The 17,767-nt window shown below is 58.4% G+C and carries 13 protein-coding genes and 1 pseudogene; 5 read left to right on the top strand and 9 right to left on the bottom strand.

The window, feature by feature from the left end; translation table 11 throughout:
• The 3 genes from cobN to ACIQYF_RS04775 all read left to right on the top strand — a co-directional run bounded on the left by cobN (position 1) and on the right by ACIQYF_RS04775 (position 5,566).
• Positions 1–3,771 carry a cobaltochelatase subunit CobN gene (gene cobN, locus ACIQYF_RS04785; RefSeq protein ID WP_402857390.1) on the top strand — a complete coding sequence of 1,257 codons (3,771 nt, stop codon included), beginning with the start codon at positions 1–3 and terminating at the stop codon, positions 3,769–3,771.
• Positions 3,772–3,908: 137 nt separating this feature from the next.
• Positions 3,909–4,913 (top strand): ATP-binding protein, encoded by a 1,005-nt coding sequence (locus ACIQYF_RS04780; protein ID WP_402857388.1) that lies wholly within the window; start codon positions 3,909–3,911, stop codon positions 4,911–4,913.
• Entirely contained in the window at positions 4,838–5,566 is a 729-nt protein-coding gene (locus ACIQYF_RS04775) for a VWA domain-containing protein (RefSeq protein ID WP_402857386.1), read from the top strand. Before ACIQYF_RS04780 ends, ACIQYF_RS04775 begins: the two co-directional genes overlap by 76 nt.
• A 92-nt stretch (positions 5,567–5,658) precedes the next feature.
• Here the strand turns inward: ACIQYF_RS04775 and ACIQYF_RS04770 are convergent, their stop codons facing one another.
• Complete coding sequence (locus tag ACIQYF_RS04770; RefSeq protein ID WP_402857384.1) at positions 5,659–5,925, bottom strand: hypothetical protein; 267 nt, start codon at positions 5,923–5,925, stop codon at positions 5,659–5,661.
• 352 nt (positions 5,926–6,277) lie between these two features.
• Between ACIQYF_RS04770 and ACIQYF_RS04765 the strand changes: the two genes are divergently transcribed.
• Positions 6,278–7,603 carry a sigma 54-interacting transcriptional regulator gene (locus ACIQYF_RS04765; RefSeq protein ID WP_402857382.1) on the top strand — a complete coding sequence of 442 codons (1,326 nt, stop codon included), beginning with the start codon at positions 6,278–6,280 and terminating at the stop codon, positions 7,601–7,603.
• Between the two features lie 411 nt (positions 7,604–8,014).
• Here the strand turns inward: ACIQYF_RS04765 and ACIQYF_RS04760 are convergent, their stop codons facing one another.
• The 4 genes and pseudogenes from ACIQYF_RS04760 to ACIQYF_RS04745 form a co-directional block, all read right to left on the bottom strand.
• Positions 8,015–8,536: an AAA family ATPase gene (locus ACIQYF_RS04760; RefSeq protein WP_402857380.1), complete on the bottom strand. Its 522-nt coding sequence runs from the start codon at positions 8,534–8,536 to the stop codon at positions 8,015–8,017.
• Entirely contained in the window at positions 8,533–9,096 is a 564-nt protein-coding gene (pnuC, locus tag ACIQYF_RS04755) for a nicotinamide riboside transporter PnuC (protein ID WP_402857378.1), read from the bottom strand. Before pnuC ends, ACIQYF_RS04760 begins: the two co-directional genes overlap by 4 nt.
• Positions 9,097–9,386: 290 nt before the next feature.
• Positions 9,387–9,662 carry a peptidylprolyl isomerase gene (locus ACIQYF_RS04750; protein WP_019409622.1) on the bottom strand — a complete coding sequence of 92 codons (276 nt, stop codon included), beginning with the start codon at positions 9,660–9,662 and terminating at the stop codon, positions 9,387–9,389.
• A 72-nt stretch (positions 9,663–9,734) separates the two neighbouring features.
• A pseudogene (locus tag ACIQYF_RS04745) lies at positions 9,735–11,042 on the bottom strand (ATP-binding protein); the annotation flags it as partial.
• Positions 11,043–11,284: 242 nt separating this feature from the next.
• Here ACIQYF_RS04745 and ACIQYF_RS04740 point away from each other — a divergent pair.
• Positions 11,285–12,586, top strand: coding sequence for an OprD family porin (locus ACIQYF_RS04740; protein WP_402857375.1), 1,302 nt, complete (start codon positions 11,285–11,287; stop codon positions 12,584–12,586).
• 90 nt (positions 12,587–12,676) lie between these two features.
• Here the strand turns inward: ACIQYF_RS04740 and ACIQYF_RS04735 are convergent, their stop codons facing one another.
• From ACIQYF_RS04735 to ACIQYF_RS04720, 4 genes are read right to left on the bottom strand one after another with little or no spacing between them, the layout of a single operon-like run.
• Positions 12,677–13,618: a carbohydrate kinase gene (locus ACIQYF_RS04735; RefSeq protein WP_402857373.1), complete on the bottom strand. Its 942-nt coding sequence runs from the start codon at positions 13,616–13,618 to the stop codon at positions 12,677–12,679.
• Positions 13,619–13,623: 5 nt separating this feature from the next.
• Positions 13,624–15,117 carry a xylulokinase gene (gene xylB, locus ACIQYF_RS04730; protein ID WP_402857371.1) on the bottom strand — a complete coding sequence of 498 codons (1,494 nt, stop codon included), beginning with the start codon at positions 15,115–15,117 and terminating at the stop codon, positions 13,624–13,626.
• Positions 15,118–15,124: 7 nt separating this feature from the next.
• The gene (locus tag ACIQYF_RS04725) at positions 15,125–16,627 is read right to left on the bottom strand and encodes a mannitol dehydrogenase family protein (RefSeq protein ID WP_402857369.1); all 1,503 of its coding nucleotides are present in this window, start codon (positions 16,625–16,627) and stop codon (positions 15,125–15,127) included.
• Between the two features lie 29 nt (positions 16,628–16,656).
• Positions 16,657–17,760 carry an ABC transporter ATP-binding protein gene (locus ACIQYF_RS04720; RefSeq protein ID WP_402857367.1) on the bottom strand — a complete coding sequence of 368 codons (1,104 nt, stop codon included), beginning with the start codon at positions 17,758–17,760 and terminating at the stop codon, positions 16,657–16,659.
• Positions 17,761–17,767: the final 7 nt, after the last annotated feature.

Here is a 17,767-nt window from a genome sequence, read left to right as displayed (position 1 = left end):
ATGCATCTGCTCAGGACCCAACCCGGTGGCTTTGTATCGGACGACAACATTGCCGACTTGGGCCAAACCCCCGCCGAGCTGGTGATCCTGTGCAGCGGTGATTCAAGCCTGGCACTGCTCGCGGACGCCGCCCAGCAGTTGCCTGAAGATTATCCAAGCCTGCGTCTGGCGAACCCTATGCAGGTGCAAAACCATGGCTCGGTCGATCTGTATGTCGACCAGGTGCTGCAACACGCCAAAGTGATTCTGCTGTCCTTGCACGGCGGGATTGGGTATTGGCGCTACGGCATTGAGCGCCTGATGCAACTGGCCGAGCGCGGCGTGACGCTGATTCTGGTGCCGGGCGATGACCGTCCCGACCCGGAGCTGAGTGCGTTGAGCACCGTGCCCGCCGAACAGGCTGAACGGCTGTGGCACTTTCTGCGTCAGGGCGGGCGGCATAATGCCGTGCAACTTTACCGCTGCCTGGCCAGCCAAAGCCTGGACCGCGATTACGCGTGGGATGAGCCGCAGGCTTTGCCACGCACCGCGATTTATCACCCGCAGCACGCAAGCCCCGAACTCAAGCACTGGCAAGCTGACTGGCGCGCCGGGCAACCGGTGGCGGCGCTGCTGTTCTATCGCTCGCACCTGCAAGCGGCCAATACCGCGTTTGTCGATGTGTTTTGCCAGCGATTGCAAGCGGCAGGGCTTAATCCTTTGCCCATTGCAGTGGCCAGCCTTAAAGAGCCGGGCTGCCTGACAGTGGTTCAGGCGTTGCTCGACGAGGTCGAGGCCGGGGTCATTCTCAATACCACCGGTTTTGCCCAGTCGAGCCCGGAAGCGCCTCACTTGCGTCCGTTCCGCCGCAATATCCCGGTGATTCAGGCGATTTGTGCCCAGGACAACGAACCCGGCTGGCGCGACAGCGAACAAGGCCTCGGCCCGCGTGATCTGGCGATGCACATTGCCTTGCCGGAACTGGACGGGCGAATCATCAGCCGTCCGATCAGCTTTAAAGACTTGGCCTGGCGCAGTGAGCGCAGCCAGTCGGATGTGGTGTGCTATCGCGCCCAGCCGGAACGCATGGACTTTGTCGCCGAGCTGGCGCGGCGCTGGGTTGAATTGGCCCGCGTGCCTAACCCGCAAAAGCGCATCGCCCTGATTTTGGCTAACTACCCAACCCGCGATGGTCGCATCGGTAATGGTGTGGGGCTCGATACGCCGGCCGCTGCGTTGAATATTCTGCGGGCCTTGCAGGTGCAGGGGTATCCGCTGGACGCCGAGTTGCCCGAGTCTGGCACGGCATTAATTCAGGCGTTGCTGGGCGGGGTCAGTAACGACCTCGACAGCCTTGACCTGCGCCCATGCCATCAAAGCATGGGGCTGGATGAGTACTGGGCGATGTTCAGCCAGTTGCCCGAGGCTAATCAACAAGCGGTCAATGAGCGCTGGGGCGCGCCGCAGGATGACCCAATGTTTCGCAGCGGCCGCCTGATGATCGCCGGCCTGCGTTTTGGTTTGACCTTTGTTGGCATTCAGCCAGCGCGTGGCTATCAGGTTGATGCCAGCGCGGTCTACCACGACCCTGACCTGGTGCCGCCCCATGCGTACCTGGCGTTTTACTTCTGGCTGCGCCACACCTACGGTGCCCACGCCGTGGTGCACGTTGGCAAACATGGCAACCTGGAATGGCTGCCGGGTAAAGGCGTTGGGTTGTCAGAACATTGCTGGCCAGACGCGATTCTTGGCCCCATGCCCAATGTGTACCCGTTCATCGTCAATGACCCGGGCGAGGGCGCGCAGGCCAAGCGCCGCACCCAGGCCGTGATCATCGACCATTTAATGCCGCCGCTGACGCGGGCCGAAACCTACGGCCCGCTACGCGATCTTGAACTGCTGGCCGACGAGTATTACGAAGCGCAATTGCTGGACCCGCGCCGCGCCCGAGAGTTGCAGCGCGACATTCTCAAGCTGGTGCGTGACACCCACATCGATCGCGAGCTGCAACTGGATGAAAACCTCGACAGCGACGCCGATGCGGCGATCTGGTTGCCGCGTCTGGACACCTACTTGTGCGATTTGAAGGAGTCGCAAATCCGCGATGGGCTGCATATTTTTGGTGAGTCACCGGCAGGGCGCCTGCGCATCGACACTTTGCTGGCCCTGCTGCGTATTCCCCGTGGCGATGGCCGTGGCGCTCAGTCGAGTCTGTTGCGGGCGCTGGCCAAAGCCTTTGAATTGGGCTTTGATCCGCTGGATTGCGCGCTGGCCGAGCCATGGGTCAGACGTCAGCCCCCCGAATTGCAAGCCATTAGCGCGGCGCTATGGCGCACGGCGGGAGATACCCGAGAACGTCTGGAACTCTATGCAGCACAGTTAATAGAACAGGCGCTGGATGGCCGCTTGCAATTGCCTGATGGCGAGCCCTGGGCTGAAGTGCGCTCGATTTTCGACGCATTGCTGGAGGTTGTGGCGCCGCGTCTGGATGCCTGCGGTCCGGCCGAGATGCAGGGTTTGCTCGATGCGCTGAGCGGGCGTTTTGTGCCTGCCGGGCCAAGCGGTGCGCCGAGTCGCGGACGGCTGGACGTGCTGCCCACCGGGCGTAATTTCTTCTCGGTCGACGTGCGCAACCTGCCCACGACCACCGCATGGCGTATAGGCTTTCAGTCAGCCAATCTGATTCTTGAACGTCATCTGCAAGATCACGGTGATCACCTGCGTCAGCTCGGGCTCTCGGTGTGGGGCACTGCGACCATGCGCACCGGGGGCGACGACATTGCCCAGGCCATGGCACTCATGGGCGTGCGCCCGGTATGGGCCACTGGCAGCCAGCGTGTGGATGACTTTGAAATCTTGCCGGTCAGCCTGCTTGACCGGCCACGGGTCGATGTGACCTTGCGCGTTTCGGGGTTCTTTCGCGATGCCTTTGCCAACTTGATCCGCCTGTTCGATGCCGCTGTGCAAGCGGTGGCTGCGCTGGACGAACCCGATGACCTGAACCCGCTGGCGGCCAAAGTGCGCCTGGAACGCGAGCAGCTTGCGCGCGATGGCATGGCCCCGGAGCTGGCGGCGCGTCAGGCTGGCTGGCGTATTTTCGGCGCAAAACCGGGTGCCTATGGCGCCGGCGTACAAAACGCAATTGATGGCCGCTTGTGGCAAAGCCGCGAAGACCTGGCCGAGGTGTACCTGAACTGGGGCGGCTACGCCTATGGTGGCGCCGATGAGGGCACGCTTGCCCGTGACCAGTTTGCCCAACGTCTGAGTCAAGTGCAGGCTGTGGTTCAGAACCAGGACAACCGCGAGCATGACTTGCTTGATTCCAATGATTACTACCAGTTTCAGGGCGGCATGCTGGCGGCAGTCGAAAGCCTGAGTGGCACCACGGCCGCCAGCTACCATGGCGATCACAGCCAGCCCGACTTGCCGAAGATCCGCACCCTCAAAGAAGAGTTGAACCGGGTGGTGCGCTCGCGGGCGGCCAATCCGAAGTGGATCGAGGGGGTTAAACGTCATGGCTACAAAGGGGCGTTCGAGATGGCGGCAACCCTTGATAATCTGTTTGCCTTTGACGCCACCACCCAGTTGATCGACGACCACCAATACGCGTTGCTGGCCGACGCTTATCTGCTGGACCCGGACACCCGTGAATTTGTGCAGCAACACAACCCGCATGCCCTGCGCGACATGACCGAACGTTTGCTTGAAGCGCAGCAGCGAGGTCTGTGGAGCGAGCCTGGCCAATACCGCCAGGCGCTGGAAGACTTATTGCTGGACATCGAAGAAGACTGAACCCCATCCCCCCTGTGGGAAGGACTTGCTCGCGATAGCATCACCTCGGTGATCAGGTGGACCGAGTTGTCTGCATCGCGAGCAAGCCCGCTCCCACAAGGGTAATGACAAGCCATAGAGCAGTTGGAACCCAACACATGACTGACACCCCCCATTTCCCGCTGTCGGCGGTGGTTGGCGCGGACTCATTGAAACTGGCGCTGTGCCTGACGGCGATTGACCCGAAAATTGGCGGTGTGTTGATCGAAGGCCCGCGTGGAATGGCCAAGTCGACCCTGGCCCGTGGCCTGGCCGATGTGCTCGCCAGCGGCCAGTTCGTGACGTTGCCGTTGGGCGCAACGGAAGAGCGCCTGGTCGGCACCCTTGATCTGGACGCGGCGCTGGGCCAGGGCAAGGCGCAATTTTCCCCCGGTGTATTGGCCAAGGCTGATGGCGGGGTGTTGTATGTCGACGAAGTCAACCTGCTGGCCGATCATTTGGTGGACGTATTGCTGGACGTCGCCGCCAGCGGCATCAACGTCGTGGAGCGTGATGGTATTTCCCATCGCCACCCGGCGCGGTTTGTCCTGATCGGCACCATGAACCCCGAAGAAGGAGAACTGCGCCCGCAACTGCTCGACCGTTTTGGCTTGAACGTAGCCATGAACAGCCAGCCGCAGCCGATGGAACGCGCAGAAATCATCCGTCGCCGGCTGACCTTTGATGCCGATCCGCAGGGCTTTTGTGCGCAGTGGGCGCAGGCGCAAGACGCGTTGCGTCAACGTTGCCAGCAGGCGCGGGACAGGTTGGCGCTGATTGCACTGGATGAGCAATCGCTGGCCGTGATTAGCGAGCGCTGTTACGCCGCTGGCGTCGATGGCTTGCGTGCCGATCTGGTCTGGCTGCGGGCAGCGCGGGCGCATGCGGCCTGGCGGGGGGCAGGGGCCATCAGCCTGGATGACATTGACGCGGTCGCCGAGTTTGCCTTGCGTCATCGCCGTCGTCAGCAAACCCCGCAAGCGCCCACCCCCGAGCCGCCATCACCCGTGCAATCGGCAGGCAGTTCTGCCAGTTCAGGGCAGGGGCAATGGGGCGAGTTACCGGCGCAACCGCAAGCCATGGGTGCGCGTCGAGAAGTGCCGAGCTGGCCAAAAAAGCCCTAGGCATTCGCCCTCGATCAATTGCGGGGGCGGATGCCAAACCCCGACCGGGGATACTTGAACAAGGTAGCCAGGGAGCCAGTCGCGGTGCCGACAGCGGCGCGATTGATTGGGTGCAAACCCTGTTGCGTGGCCGTCCGAAAACGCGCGAAGACCTGGCCCATAAAGCCCGTAAAAGTGCAGCTCAGGAACTGTGGCTGGTGCTGATTGATGCGTCTGCGTCAACCCGTCGGCATCAGGCATTGAGCGATGCCAAGGGTTTGCTGGCGCAACTGTTCGACGATGCCTATCGCCAACGTGCCAGGGTGGCAGTCATGACTGCGAGCGGCAGTACGCCGCAGTGGCATGTCAGCGGCGCCAAGGCTTCAAAAGCGCTGGATCAATGGCTGGAGGGGTTGGGGGCTGGCGGTGGTACGCCGTTGTTGGATGCGCTGCAGGAAGTCGGGGGTTGGCTTGAGGTACGTCGCAAGCAGTTTGCGCAGGAGCAACAGCGCTTTTTGCTGGTCACCGATGGACGATTGAAAGAGCTGTCATCGCTGCCCAGACTGAACTGCCCGGGGTTGCTGATTGATATAGAAAGGGGCCCGATTCGGCTGGGGCGTGCCCAGCAAATGGCGGTAGATCTGGAACTCGACTATCAACACATAGATGGCTAAGCAACTGTAGCGAGAGTCGGTCGACGCTCGATTGCTCGCGATCTTTTGAACGATCAAAAGATCGCGAGGCAAGCAGGCTCTTGCAGCAGATCTTAAGCGGGCATAGCCCATGGTTTCAGGGTGTAGCCTTCGTTGCTCAGCTCTGTGCGAGCTTGTGCCAGCAGATGTTCGAGCTGGGCGGCGTCCGAGCAGGCGCTGCGTGGAATATGCTTGCGGCCGATGCGGGTGCTGGTGCGGTCAATGACTGTCAGGCTCAATTCGCCGTGACCGTCTTGGGCTGCCCAGGCAACACATTGAAAAGGTTCAAAGGCGTGGCCTGCAATCAGAAGTGCTTCGTTGAAACGGAGCGGGGCGTTCATAGGGTCATCTCTCATGGGTGCCCATCAAATGATTAACCGTCGGCTGGGCGTACCGTTCGGTTGGTTACTTGTACTGATGCCTCCAGAGCCGGATCAGGTCACACCAATAAGTCATTTTTTTTAATTTTTTTTTATCGGATTGATTTAAATCAATTCTGTAATACCTGAACGTCGCCATTTAAGTGGCAGGTAAATCGGGTCGTCCTCTTTTTGCGTGGGTTAATAGCATATTGCTATTACGCTTATAAATAAACGGTACACGTTCCCGCCCTACGGGTTGCTAACGTTACGGTTAGCCTCCCCACCACTATGTTTCTGAAACTCATTCCATTTTAGATGGCAAGGATCAGTCATGTTCGCCCTATCCTCACCTCGCCGCTTGTTGGTGGTCGATCCGTGTGAAGAGTGTCATCCGTTATTACCAGAGCTCCAAAGTATTGGCTGGTCGGTGGACAGTTGCAGCCTGGATTCGGTCATTAATCATTCTTGTGATGTGGGCTTATTCAGGTTGCTGCCTACGCACCTGGAACGCCCTGAAGCCGTTAAAGAAATGATCAACCGCAGCGGCACTGAATGGATCGCAGTGCTGAGTGCTGATGTTTTAAAGCTTAAAAATGTGGGTGACTTTGTTTACGAATGGTTTTTTGATTTCCATACCTTGCCGTTTGATGTGTCTCGGTTTCAGGTCACGCTGGGTCGAGCGTTTGGCATGTCCCGTTTACGCGATCAGGCCTCAAGTCATGTCGATACCCATGCCCATGAACTACTGGGTGAAAGCCGAAGCATTCGTGACTTGCGAAAACTGTTGAGCAAGTTCGCTCCCACTGAGTCGCCGATCTTGATCCGCGGTGAAAGCGGTACTGGCAAAGAACTGGTCGCGCGTAGCCTGCATCGTCAATCCAAACGTCATGGTCAACCTTTTGTCGCGATCAATTGCGGTTCCATCCCTGAGCATCTGATTCAGTCAGAGCTGTTCGGCCATGAAAAAGGCGCTTTTACCGGGGCCCATCAGCGCAAGATCGGGCGTATCGAAACTGCCAGCGGTGGCACGCTGTTTCTGGACGAAATCGGTGACCTGCCCCTCGAGTTGCAAGCCAGCCTGCTGCGTTTTCTGCAAGAAAAACACATAGAGCGCGTAGGCGGCGGCGAGCCGATTGCTGTCGATGTGCGCGTTCTTGCGGCCACCCATGTCGATCTCGAAACGGCCATCACTCAGGGACGCTTTCGTGAAGACCTGTACTATCGGCTCAACGTATTGCAGGTGCAAATGTCACCTTTGCGTGAGCGCCACGGTGACATAAGTCTGCTGGCCACCCACTTTTCACGTCTCTTTAGCCAGGAGACGGGCCGCCGTCCGCGCTCATTCAGTGATGGCGCATTGATCGCGCTGGGCAATCACTCTTGGCCTGGCAACGTCCGCGAACTGGCCAACCGTGTTCGACGTGGACTGGTGCTGGCGCAAGGGCGGCAAATCGAAGCCGCCGATCTGGACCTGCAAGTGCACCCTGATGCCCTGTCTGCCATGGGCACGCTCGAAGACTACAAAGTTCGTGCTGAGCGACAGGCCTTGTGCGATGTCCTGCATCGGCACTCGAACAACTTGAGTGTCGCTGCCAAAGTGTTGGGTGTTTCGCGGCCTACCTTTTATCGGTTGTTGCACAAGCATCACATCCGTTAGAGCGTGGCGTTTGTGTCGCGACAGCGATCAATGCTGCCAGTGCAAAAGCCAGAGGTTTTAAAGCGTCGGTGGGGTGCATGTCAGACTCCGCTTTTCAACTGCACGTTAAGGTCTGGAACGTTCCAGTTCGAATAAAGCCCTGAAAAGAGCAGAGCAAAAGATGTGCCGACTTTGATTTTGTGTTTAAAAACAAATGCGCGTCGACCCTGATCAGTCTGCGTATTCGGTCAGTGTTTCAATCCTGATATGGCTTAAAGCCATTAATGCACTAAAGGCTTATGCCACGGGGCAATCACAGCGGTTTAATGTGGTGTTTCATCACTGTTACAGATTACCGATGAAATACCGAAGTCCTGTCTTTACAAGGCTCAGGTGGGCATTGAGTGTTACAGCAGTGGACACTGTTACGGTTTAAGCCAGTAACTGCTCGACAGCGTCAAAGGCCTGCTGTTGGCGAGCGTGCCAGTCACCGGTAATCACTTGCAAAGGTTGTTGATGCTGCTCCAGCCATTGCCGGCTGGCGTTAAAAAACGCCTGGCGTTCGGCCAGAGAGGGTTGGCAGCGCTGGCCGTCTTGCGTCCACTCCACATCATCGGGCGACAGCAACAAATGCAGGTCGTAATGACGGTTAAGCAACTGCGGTTCAAGCCAGGCCGGGCAGTCGCCAAACAACGTCTGGCTCCAGAGCATATTGCTCAGCAAATGAGTGTCCAGAATCAGTAAGTGGGGTTGCAGGGCGCGGGCCTGGTCTTCCCAGTCGAGTTGGCCACGAGCGATTTGCGAAATATCTGCAAGACAGGTATCGCGTGGGTTTTGCTCGATGAAATAACGCACGTATTCACCCACCAAAATGCCACCGAAGTGTGCCTGCAATTGTTCCGCGAGCCAGCTTTTACCGCTGGATTCCGGGCCAGCCAGAACCACGACCTTCATGTACGCAACGCCGGATCGAGGCGCCAGTCACGCCAGCCCTGAATAGCGATGACGGTGAACAGGGCATACAGCCCGGCGGTCAGATACAGGCCTTTGTAAACAAACAGTGCAACGAATATCACATCCACGACAAACCATAGCGCCCAGCATTGCAGGCGTTTTTGGGCCATCCACAACTGGGCCACCAGACTGAATGCGGTTAGCGCTGCGTCCAGCCACGGTTGGGCGGCGTCGGTCCAGTGGGCCATAGCGGCGCCCAGTGCCAAGCTACCTGCGGCACCGATAGCCAGGCCGGTCGAAATTTGCCGAGCGTTCAGCGACGTGACCTGACGGCCTTGATGCTGAGCGCCGGAGCGGGTCCACTGCCACCAGCCATACAACTGCAACACCGCATACACCACTTGCAGCAACATGTCGGAATACAGCTTCACATCGAAAAAAATCCAGCTATAGAGCAACACCATGACCAGCCCGATAGGCCAGCACCAAGGGTTTTGTTTAACTGTTAACCAAACGGCAATGACACCTAGCACGGCGGCAAACAGTTCAAGCCCTGACATGGTTAATCCTTGGTGGTGAGGGAAGGTCGGCGATTGTACCCGCAGCGTTGGCATTTGTGTGCCGTGACCCCCTGAAACTGGATTTCAAATCCTGCCTTTTAACTGAAGTTAACGTAAAAATTGGTTACACCGTGTGCAGCTCTCACATAAAAAATCGCCAAGCGCACTGCTGTGGAACGCCACCTGTAGCCGCTAATCCGGCTTTGTTTTTGATCTTAAAAACATGCCTGCCGCTAAACGCCCGAAACGGATAGGTACTCGGTGCTCATGTATCGCTACAGAACCCTCGATCAATCGCGATAGAACACCTGCACCAGGTGATAGCCAAACTTGCTCTTCACCGGCCCATGTACCACGCGCAACGGTTTTTTGAAGATGATCTGGTCAATCACCCCGACCATCTGTCCTGGCCGCACTTCACCCAGATCACCGCCGCGTTTGCCTGACGGGCAGGTGGAGAATTTCTTCGCCAGTACATCAAAGGCTTCGCCCTTGGCGATGCGCTGTTTGAGCGATTCGGCTTCTTCGGCGGTTTTCACCAGGATATGGCGGGCTTGAGCTTTCATGGGACGTTTACCTTGCAACTGTGGGGCTCTTTACGAGGGCGCGGATTATGCCTGAGTTTTCTCGTCTTCGTCGTGATGACGGGGTAAGTGCAGGCGTACCCGCGTGCCTTGGCCACTTTCACTGATGATGCTCACGTGCCCGCCAGACTGCTGGGCAAACCCGTAGATCATCGACAACCCCAAACCGGTGCCTTGGCCTACGGGTTTGGTGGTGAAGAAGGGGTCAAAGGCTTTGGCAAGGATTTGCGGGGTCATGCCAGAGCCATTGTCGCTGACTTCAAACATCACATAGTCCCCTGCTTTGATCGGCTCCAGGGTGCTGGTCCGGCTGTCATCAAGGTGGATGTTGGCGGTTCTGACCACCAGCGTACCGCCTTTAGGCATGGCGTCTCGGGCGTTGATGATCAGGTTGAGCAGGGCGCTTTCCAGTTGCCCGGTGTCGGTGCTGACGGGCCAGACGTCTTGGCCCAGTTCAACCACCAGCTCAATATGCGACCCCTTGGTGCTGTTGAACAGTTCCTGCAGCGAGCTCACCAGCCGGTTCGGGTCCAGCGGCTTGCGGTCCAAGGATTGGCGACGGGAGAACGTTAACAAGCGATGGGTCAGCGCCGCAGCACGGCGGGCTGAAGAGACGGCGGCCTCGGTAAAACGGCCGACTTCAGCACTGCGCCCAGCGGCAATGTAACGTTTCATCAGGTCCAGGCTGCCGATGATCCCGGTCAGCATGTTGTTGAAGTCGTGGGCGATGCCGCCGGTCAACTGGCCAACCGCTTCCATTTTTTGCGAATGACGCAAGGCTTCTTCGGCCCGTTCACGCTCTTGCATCTCGCGTTGCAACTGTTCATTGGCCTCGGCCAGCGCTTGAGTGCGCTGCGCAACTCGCTCTTCAAGGGTGTTGTTGAGCTCGCGCAAGGCTTGTTCGGTCTGTTTGAGGGCTGCACGTCGGCGACGCAAGGTTTTGACTGCAGTCATCAACACGCCGGATGCCTGGCCTTGCTCATCGAGCACCGGGCTGAATGTCAGGTCCAACCATATTTCAGTCGCCTGATGAGGGGCCGGGAGTAAAAAGTATTGATCGGTAAACGAACGGTGTTGACCGGCCCGTACGGCTTGGATGATTGGCTGACTGAAATCAGTGTATTGCGGCCAGCTCAGGTGCAGCGGCTGGCCAAAGGCGGACGGGTGCTTGTCGCCCGCCAGGGTGGCGAAACTGTCGTTGTAGATTTGCGTCAGTTGCTCGCCCCACAACAGCAACATTGGCATGGGCGAGTTCATGACGACCTGCGCGCAGGTGCGCAAACTGTGTGGCCAGTCGGCAACATCCCCCAAGGGGCTTTGTGCCAACGCCTCGAGTTGGCGTACGGTAAAAACGGCGCTCATGGATAAGTCCCGAGAGTGAATCTGCAAAGAGGTGTATTTAATGCCGGATACCGGCCAAAGGCTATCAATGTTACTGAAAAGCCTATTCTTGAGGGTGCGACTAAGGTCGAATGAGTGTGAGGCATAGCCTTTCGTACAATTGCGGCCCTTTTTTGAATTGAATGGACTCGCTTCGGTTTTTCACCGCAGGTGCGCCTTCCCTTGTCTTTGTTGTGCGAATGATTCGCTGCTGGAGCGTGTACATGGTTCATCCTTTTTCATCGTCAGAGCCTCGCCGCGTGGCGCGTCTGAGTGCGCTGGCGGTATGCGCAGGTTTTGCAGCCCAAGCACACTCGGGCGGATTTATTGAAGACAGCAGCGCCTCGCTTGAGGCCCGCACGGTGTACTTCAACCGCGACTTTCGTGATGGCAGCAGCTCAAGTCCGCAAGGTGCGTCCAAGCGTGACGAGACCGCACAAGGCTTTATCCTCAACCTGCAATCAGGCTACACCGAAGGCACTGTGGGATTTGGCCTCGATGCGCTGGGCATGCTGGGAATCAAGTTGGACTCCAGCCCATCGAGCAGCAACAGTGGCTTGTTGCCTTCGACCGGCAGCGACCCGCGTCGTTCCAAAGATCAGTACGCAAAAGGTGGCCTGACCGCCAAAATGCGCGTATCGCAGACCGTACTCAAGTACGGCACGTTGCTGCCCGACCTGCCTTTGCTGAAGTACAACGACGGACGTTTGCTGCCGAACATATTCAGCGGTGCGATGCTTGAGTCCCAGGAAATCAAAGACCTGAAGTTCATGGCCTCGCGTCTTGACCGTTACACCGCGCGCGACTCCACCGACTCTCAGGACTTACGCCTGAACTGCAAAAACAAGCGGTACGCGTGCAATATTACCGCCGACCATTTCTCGATGTATGGTCTGGATTACAAGGTCAATGAGCGCCTGACAGCGCAGTACCACTACGCCGAACTGGAAGATATTTACCGCCAGCAATTTATCGGCCTGTTGGCTAAACAGCCCGTCGGCCCCGGCGTGTTGGCGGCAGATGTAAGGTTGCTCAAAAGTGATGATGCGGGTTCGGCCAAAGCGTCGACCATCGATAATCGTGCCGTGGGCGCACTGCTCACGTACTCGCTGGGCGGGCATAAGTGGGGGGCAGGCTGGCAACGTCTGAACGGTGAAACGTCGATGCCGTATCTGGATGGCAGTAACCCGTACCTGGTCAACTACGTGCAGGTCAACGACTTCGCCAATGCGCAAGAGCGCTCCTGGCAACTGCGTTACGACTACGACTTCAAGGCCATGGGTATTAATGGCTTGTCATTCATGACTCGCTACGTAAATGGCGACAACATCAAAGTGGTGGGTCGCAGCGAAGAGGGCAAAGAGTGGGAGCGCGACAGCGAGCTGAAATATGTGGTGCAGAGTGGCACTTTCAAAGACCTCAGCGTGCGCTTTCGTAATGCGACCTATCGCACCAATTACTCAAAATTTGCCCGCGACGTTGATGAAACACGCTTGATCGTCGGCTACAACCTGTCGATCTGGTAACCCCGCAACCCCGCGACCCCGTAGGCGCGAGCTTGTCTGACGATCTTTTGCCCCTTTAAAAGACCGCAAAGCAAGCTCGCCCCCCTACGCTCAAAGTACCAACTGATGCCGATAGGGCAGGTCCGGTCCGGTTTTGCTGCAGGTCAGCGCCGCCGCCCGGCAGGCGAAGTCGAGCAGGGCGGCGATCTGCGTATTGTTCAGCTGTTGCAATCCATCGATTGAATCCAGCCCATGCTCGGTCAGCCAGGCAATCACGGCTGCCTGAAAGGTATCACCCGCGCCCACCGTGTCGGCTACGGTTATCGACTGTGCCGGCACCGACCAATGCCCGTGTTGGCGACTGAACACACTGGCGCCCTGACTGCCACGGGTCAAAAACAGCAATTGGCAACGCTGCCCTAGCCAGGATTGAGCGATCTGTAGCGGGTCTTGCCCCGGATACAGCAACTCAAGGTCTTCATCGCTGACTTTAATCAGGTCGGCATAAGGAATCAGTTGATTGATCCGCTGGCGCCATACGTCTATATCCGGCTGCGGATTTAAGCGCACATTGGGGTCGAGGCTGATCAGGCGCTGCCCACTTTCGCGCTGCACCAGTGCCAGCAGCGTGTCGGCAATCGGTTGCACCACCAGTGAAAATGAGCCGATATGCAGCCCCCGTACTTCAGGCCCTAAGGTGGGTAGATGCTGTGGCTGCAGTTGCCGGTCGGCGCAGCCTTCGCCGCGAAAGCTGTAGGTGGGAACTCCGCTGGCATCCAGCGCGACCATGGCCAGGGTGGTGGGCGCGTCGATCTCCAGCCAATACTGATCACTGACGCCTTCATTGAGCAGGACGTGCTTGAGGCGTTTGCCCAAATAGTCGGTCGAAAGCCCGGCAAACAGCCCGGCATCCACGCCCAATCGGCGTAAACCCACGGCCACGTTAAAGGGCGAGCCCCCGGCGATGGCCTTGAAATCCACCTGATTCGTCTGCTCGTTGCTGTCTGCTTGCGCGAAAAAATCAAATAACGCTTCACCACATACCAGATACATAAGGCTTACTCGGTTAAGGCGGCTACCTGATCACGGTAGCGCTGATAGACACGTTCATAGGCCGCGACATGGGTCGCATCGGGCTTGGTTTGACTGTCGAGGTCGAGCCGCACACAGCGTTGGCACAGCTCTGCCAGCGTCTCGGTGCCTGCGCTGACGCACCAGGCCGCCTGAATGGCGGCCCCCAGTGCAGCCGCTTCGCTTTGCTCGGTGCAGACCACCGGGGTATTCATGATATCGGCCACCATTTGGCGCCAAAGAGGACTTTTTGATCCACCGCCCACCAAACGAATGGTGTGGCTCTGCAAGCCGTTGCGCCGCAGCAGGTCAAGACCATAACGCAAACCAAAGGTCGTGCCTTCAAGTGCAGCACGGCAGAGATTGGCTTGGGTCAGGTTTGTCAGGGTCAGCCCCTGAAGACTGCCGGTGGCATGGGGCAGGGCAGGCACTCGCTCTGCATTTAGAAACGGCAACATGCTGACCCCGCCAGCCCCGATGGGGGCCTGGCTGGCCAGCGTAGTGAACCCCTCAAGCGAGAGGTCAAACAGCTCACGAATGGCCCCGGTGACATTGGTCAGGTTGAGGGTGCAGATCAACGGTAACCAGCCGCCGCTGGAGGAACAGAAACTGGCCACGCAGGCGTCCGGGCTGACCTGCGGTTGCTCGTTGAACGCGTACACGGTGCCCGAAGAACCCAGGCTCATGGTGATGATCCCCGGCGTGATATTGCCGGTGCCGATGGCCCCCAGCATATTGTCGCCACCGCCACTGGACACCACTGCATGCGGGTTTAGCCCCAGCAAATGGGCAATTTCCGGACGCAGCGTGCCGACTGGCTGGCTGGACTCGATCAACTCAGGCAGGGCACGCTCAAGTGCGCCGCTGGGGTCGATGTGGTGCAGGATATCGAGGTCCCACTGGCGGGTTCGTACGTTGAAATAGCCGGTACCGGAGGCATCACCGTATTCACTGCAACTGCGCCCCGTGAGCCAGAAATTCAGGTAATCGTGGGGCAGCAGCAGATGGGCGGCTTGCTCAAGCACCTGTGGATGGTGACGGCGCGTCCAGAGCAACTTGGACACGGTATAGCCGGGCGCAATCACCAGTCCCAGACGTTCGAGTGAACCGGCATCGCCCCCCAGCCAATGCAGTAACTGCTGGTTTTCGGCCGTGGATTCGGTGTCACACCAGAGCTTGGCCGGGCGCAGGACGTTGCCGTGCTTATCCAGTAACACCAGCCCGTGTTGTTGCCCGCTGACGCCGATGCCTTTGATGTGCTGACCGCTGACTCCGGCGTTGGCCAGCGCTTGGCCAGTGGCTGCTTGTAATGCATGCAGCCATTGTTCGCTGTCTTGCTCGCGGCGCCCGTGTTCACCTTGAATCAAGGTGTGTGGCGCCGCCCCCAGCCCCAGCACTTGGCCGCGCTGGCTGTCGAGGATCAGGGCTTTCGTACCCTGGGTGCCGCAATCAATGCCGAGGTACAAGGTTGAATCGTTCATGGCGGTCCTATCGGATTCCAACGCGGTGAAGGCCATCACGGTCTACCAGTTGCTCCAGGGTTTTGCTAACCCCCACCTCACGCAAGCTGTTCAGGCACCACTCCAGCGCGGCCACGAACGCTGCCGACTGAGGAATCGCCGTGCCAAAAATGGCTTCAACCCCCAGCAACCGCTGCACGATCAACGCATCATCGGCCACCAGCGCCTGACAAAACTGCGCCCGCGGATCTGGAATCGCATAGGTTTGCCCCGTCTCATCCACCCCCTTGAGGTAAAGCGCCCAAGCGGCGACCACCAACGCTGCCCGCTTCAACTCACCGCCATCGGCGATCAGCCGATTGATAGTCGGCACCGTAAACTTGGGTAATTTCGACGATCCATCGGAGCACACGCGCTCCAGTTGGTCGGCGATGGCTTGATTAGAGAAACGCTCTACCAAGGTGTTTTTGTAGGTTGCAAGATCAATCCCCGGCACGGGTGCCAGCTGTGGTGTCACGTCCTTGTCCATGTAGGCGCGCATGTACGCCACAAACAGCGGGTCGTTCATGGTGTCGTGGACGAAGCGATAGCCTTTCAAAAAGCCCAGGTAGGTGAGTGCCAGGTGACTGCCATTGAGCAGTTTGATTTTCATCTCTTCATAGGGCGTGACGTCATCGGTAAGCTGCACACCCACAGTTTCCCAGGCTGGACGGCCGCCGCTGAACTTATCTTCGAGCACCCATTGAATGAACGGCTCGCAGACCACCGGCCAGGCATCGTCGATGCCGAGTTGATCGTGCAGTTGCTGGCGGTGGGCGTTGCTGGTCATGGGGGTGATGCGGTCGACCATCGCATTCGGGAAGCTCACTTGGGCGGCGATCCAGTCGTGCAAGTCGGGATTGCTCAGGGCGGCAAAGGCCAGCAAGGCTTTGCGGGCCACGCGGCCGTTGTGCGGCAGGTTATCGCACGACATCACGGTAAAGGGCGGGGTGTTGCTCGCTCGGCGCTGGGCGAGGGCGGCACACAACACGCCAAACACCGTGCGTGGTGCTTCGGGGTGGACCAGGTCCTGCTGAATCTGCGGTAGCGAAACCATGAATTCGCCTGTGCTGTCATCGATGCAGTAACCGCCCTCGGTGATGGTCAGCGAGACGATGCGGATCTGGGGGCTGGCCAGTTTGTCGATCACCGCTTGAACGCTGTCTTCGGTCAGCAGCATATCGCTGATCGAGCCAATAATCCGGCTTTGCGTATCATCACTGTCGCCCAGTTCAAACAAGGTGTAGAGGTAGTCCTGGCCGGCGAGGTCGTTACGCACTTTGCGGTCTTCGGGACGTAAGCCGATGCCGCAAATGCTCCAGTCAAGATCACGTCCCTGATTCATCAGCGCATCGGTGTAGAACGCTTGGTGTGCGCGGTGAAACCCCCCGACCCCAATGTGGGCGATCCCGTGCTGCGTGACGCTGGAAAGATAGTTCGGCTTGGCCACAGCGTCGTTCAGATTGTCGAGGTTACGGCGATTCAGTTTCATGGATGCGATCTCAAAAAAGGTCGTCAGCGTCAGGCAGCAGCGCGCAATGGGCGGCTGATCGCCAACCCTTGGGCATCGAATAAATGGCAATGTTCACTGTCCAGGTGCAGGTGCAACTGCTCGCCATACTGGCTTGCCATGTCACCGCGGATACGCATGGTCAGGGGTTCATCGCACGCGGTGATCACGTGGCAATAGGTGTCGCTGCCCAGGCGCTCACCGACGTCAGCGGTGACAGTCAGGGTGCAATCGCCGGGCTTGGCAAGGTTCAGGTGCTCAGGGCGAATACCCAGGGTCACGGCGCTGCCAAGGCTCAGCGAAGGACCGCTGAGTGGCAGTTGAATGCGAGTGCCGGCATCCAGCGCCACTTCGCAGCTGTGGGCTTCAATACGGCTGATCTTGCCTTTCAGGAAGCCCATTTTCGGGGTGCCAAGAAACCCTGCCACAAACAGGTTGGCCGGGTGGTGGTACAGCTCAAGTGGCGAACCGACCTGTTCAATTTTCCCGGCGTTGAGCACCACCACCTTGTCGGCCAGGGTCATGGCTTCGACCTGGTCGTGGGTCACGTAGATCATGGTTGCTTTGAGTTCTTGATGCAGGCGCGCCAGTTCCAGGCGCATTTGCACCCGTAGCGCCGCATCAAGATTGGACAGCGGTTCGTCGAACAGGAAAATCTTCGGGTTGCGCACAATCGCCCGGCCAATCGCAACGCGTTGGCGTTGACCGCCAGACAGGTGCTTGGGTTTGCGCTCCAGCAACGGTGCGAGTTCGAGAATGCGTGCGGCTTCGTTAACCTTTTTCTCAACTTCAGCGTTGGCGACGCCCGCCAGATCAAGGGCAAACGACATGTTTTTGCGCACGGTCATGTGCGGATACAACGCATAGGTCTGGAATACCATTGCCAGGTCGCGCTTGGCCGGGCTGACTTCGGTAATGTCGCGTCCATCCAGTTCGATAGTGCCATCGCTGACTTCTTCGAGGCCGGCAATCAGGCGCAGCAAGGTGGATTTACCGCACCCCGATGGGCCGACAAACACCACGAACTCGCGGTCATGCACTTCAAGGTCAATGCCCTTGATGATCGAGAGGCCTTCAAAGCCTTTTTGCAAATTCTTGATTTTCAGGTGGGCCATGATGAGC

Origin of the sequence: Pseudomonas sp. NPDC096917 (assembly GCF_044762555.1) — a bacterium.
Classification (GTDB): Bacteria; Pseudomonadota; Gammaproteobacteria; order Pseudomonadales; family Pseudomonadaceae; genus Aquipseudomonas.
Note: the sequence above shows the minus strand (reverse complement) of the source record. Positions and strands in the feature narration are given on the sequence as shown.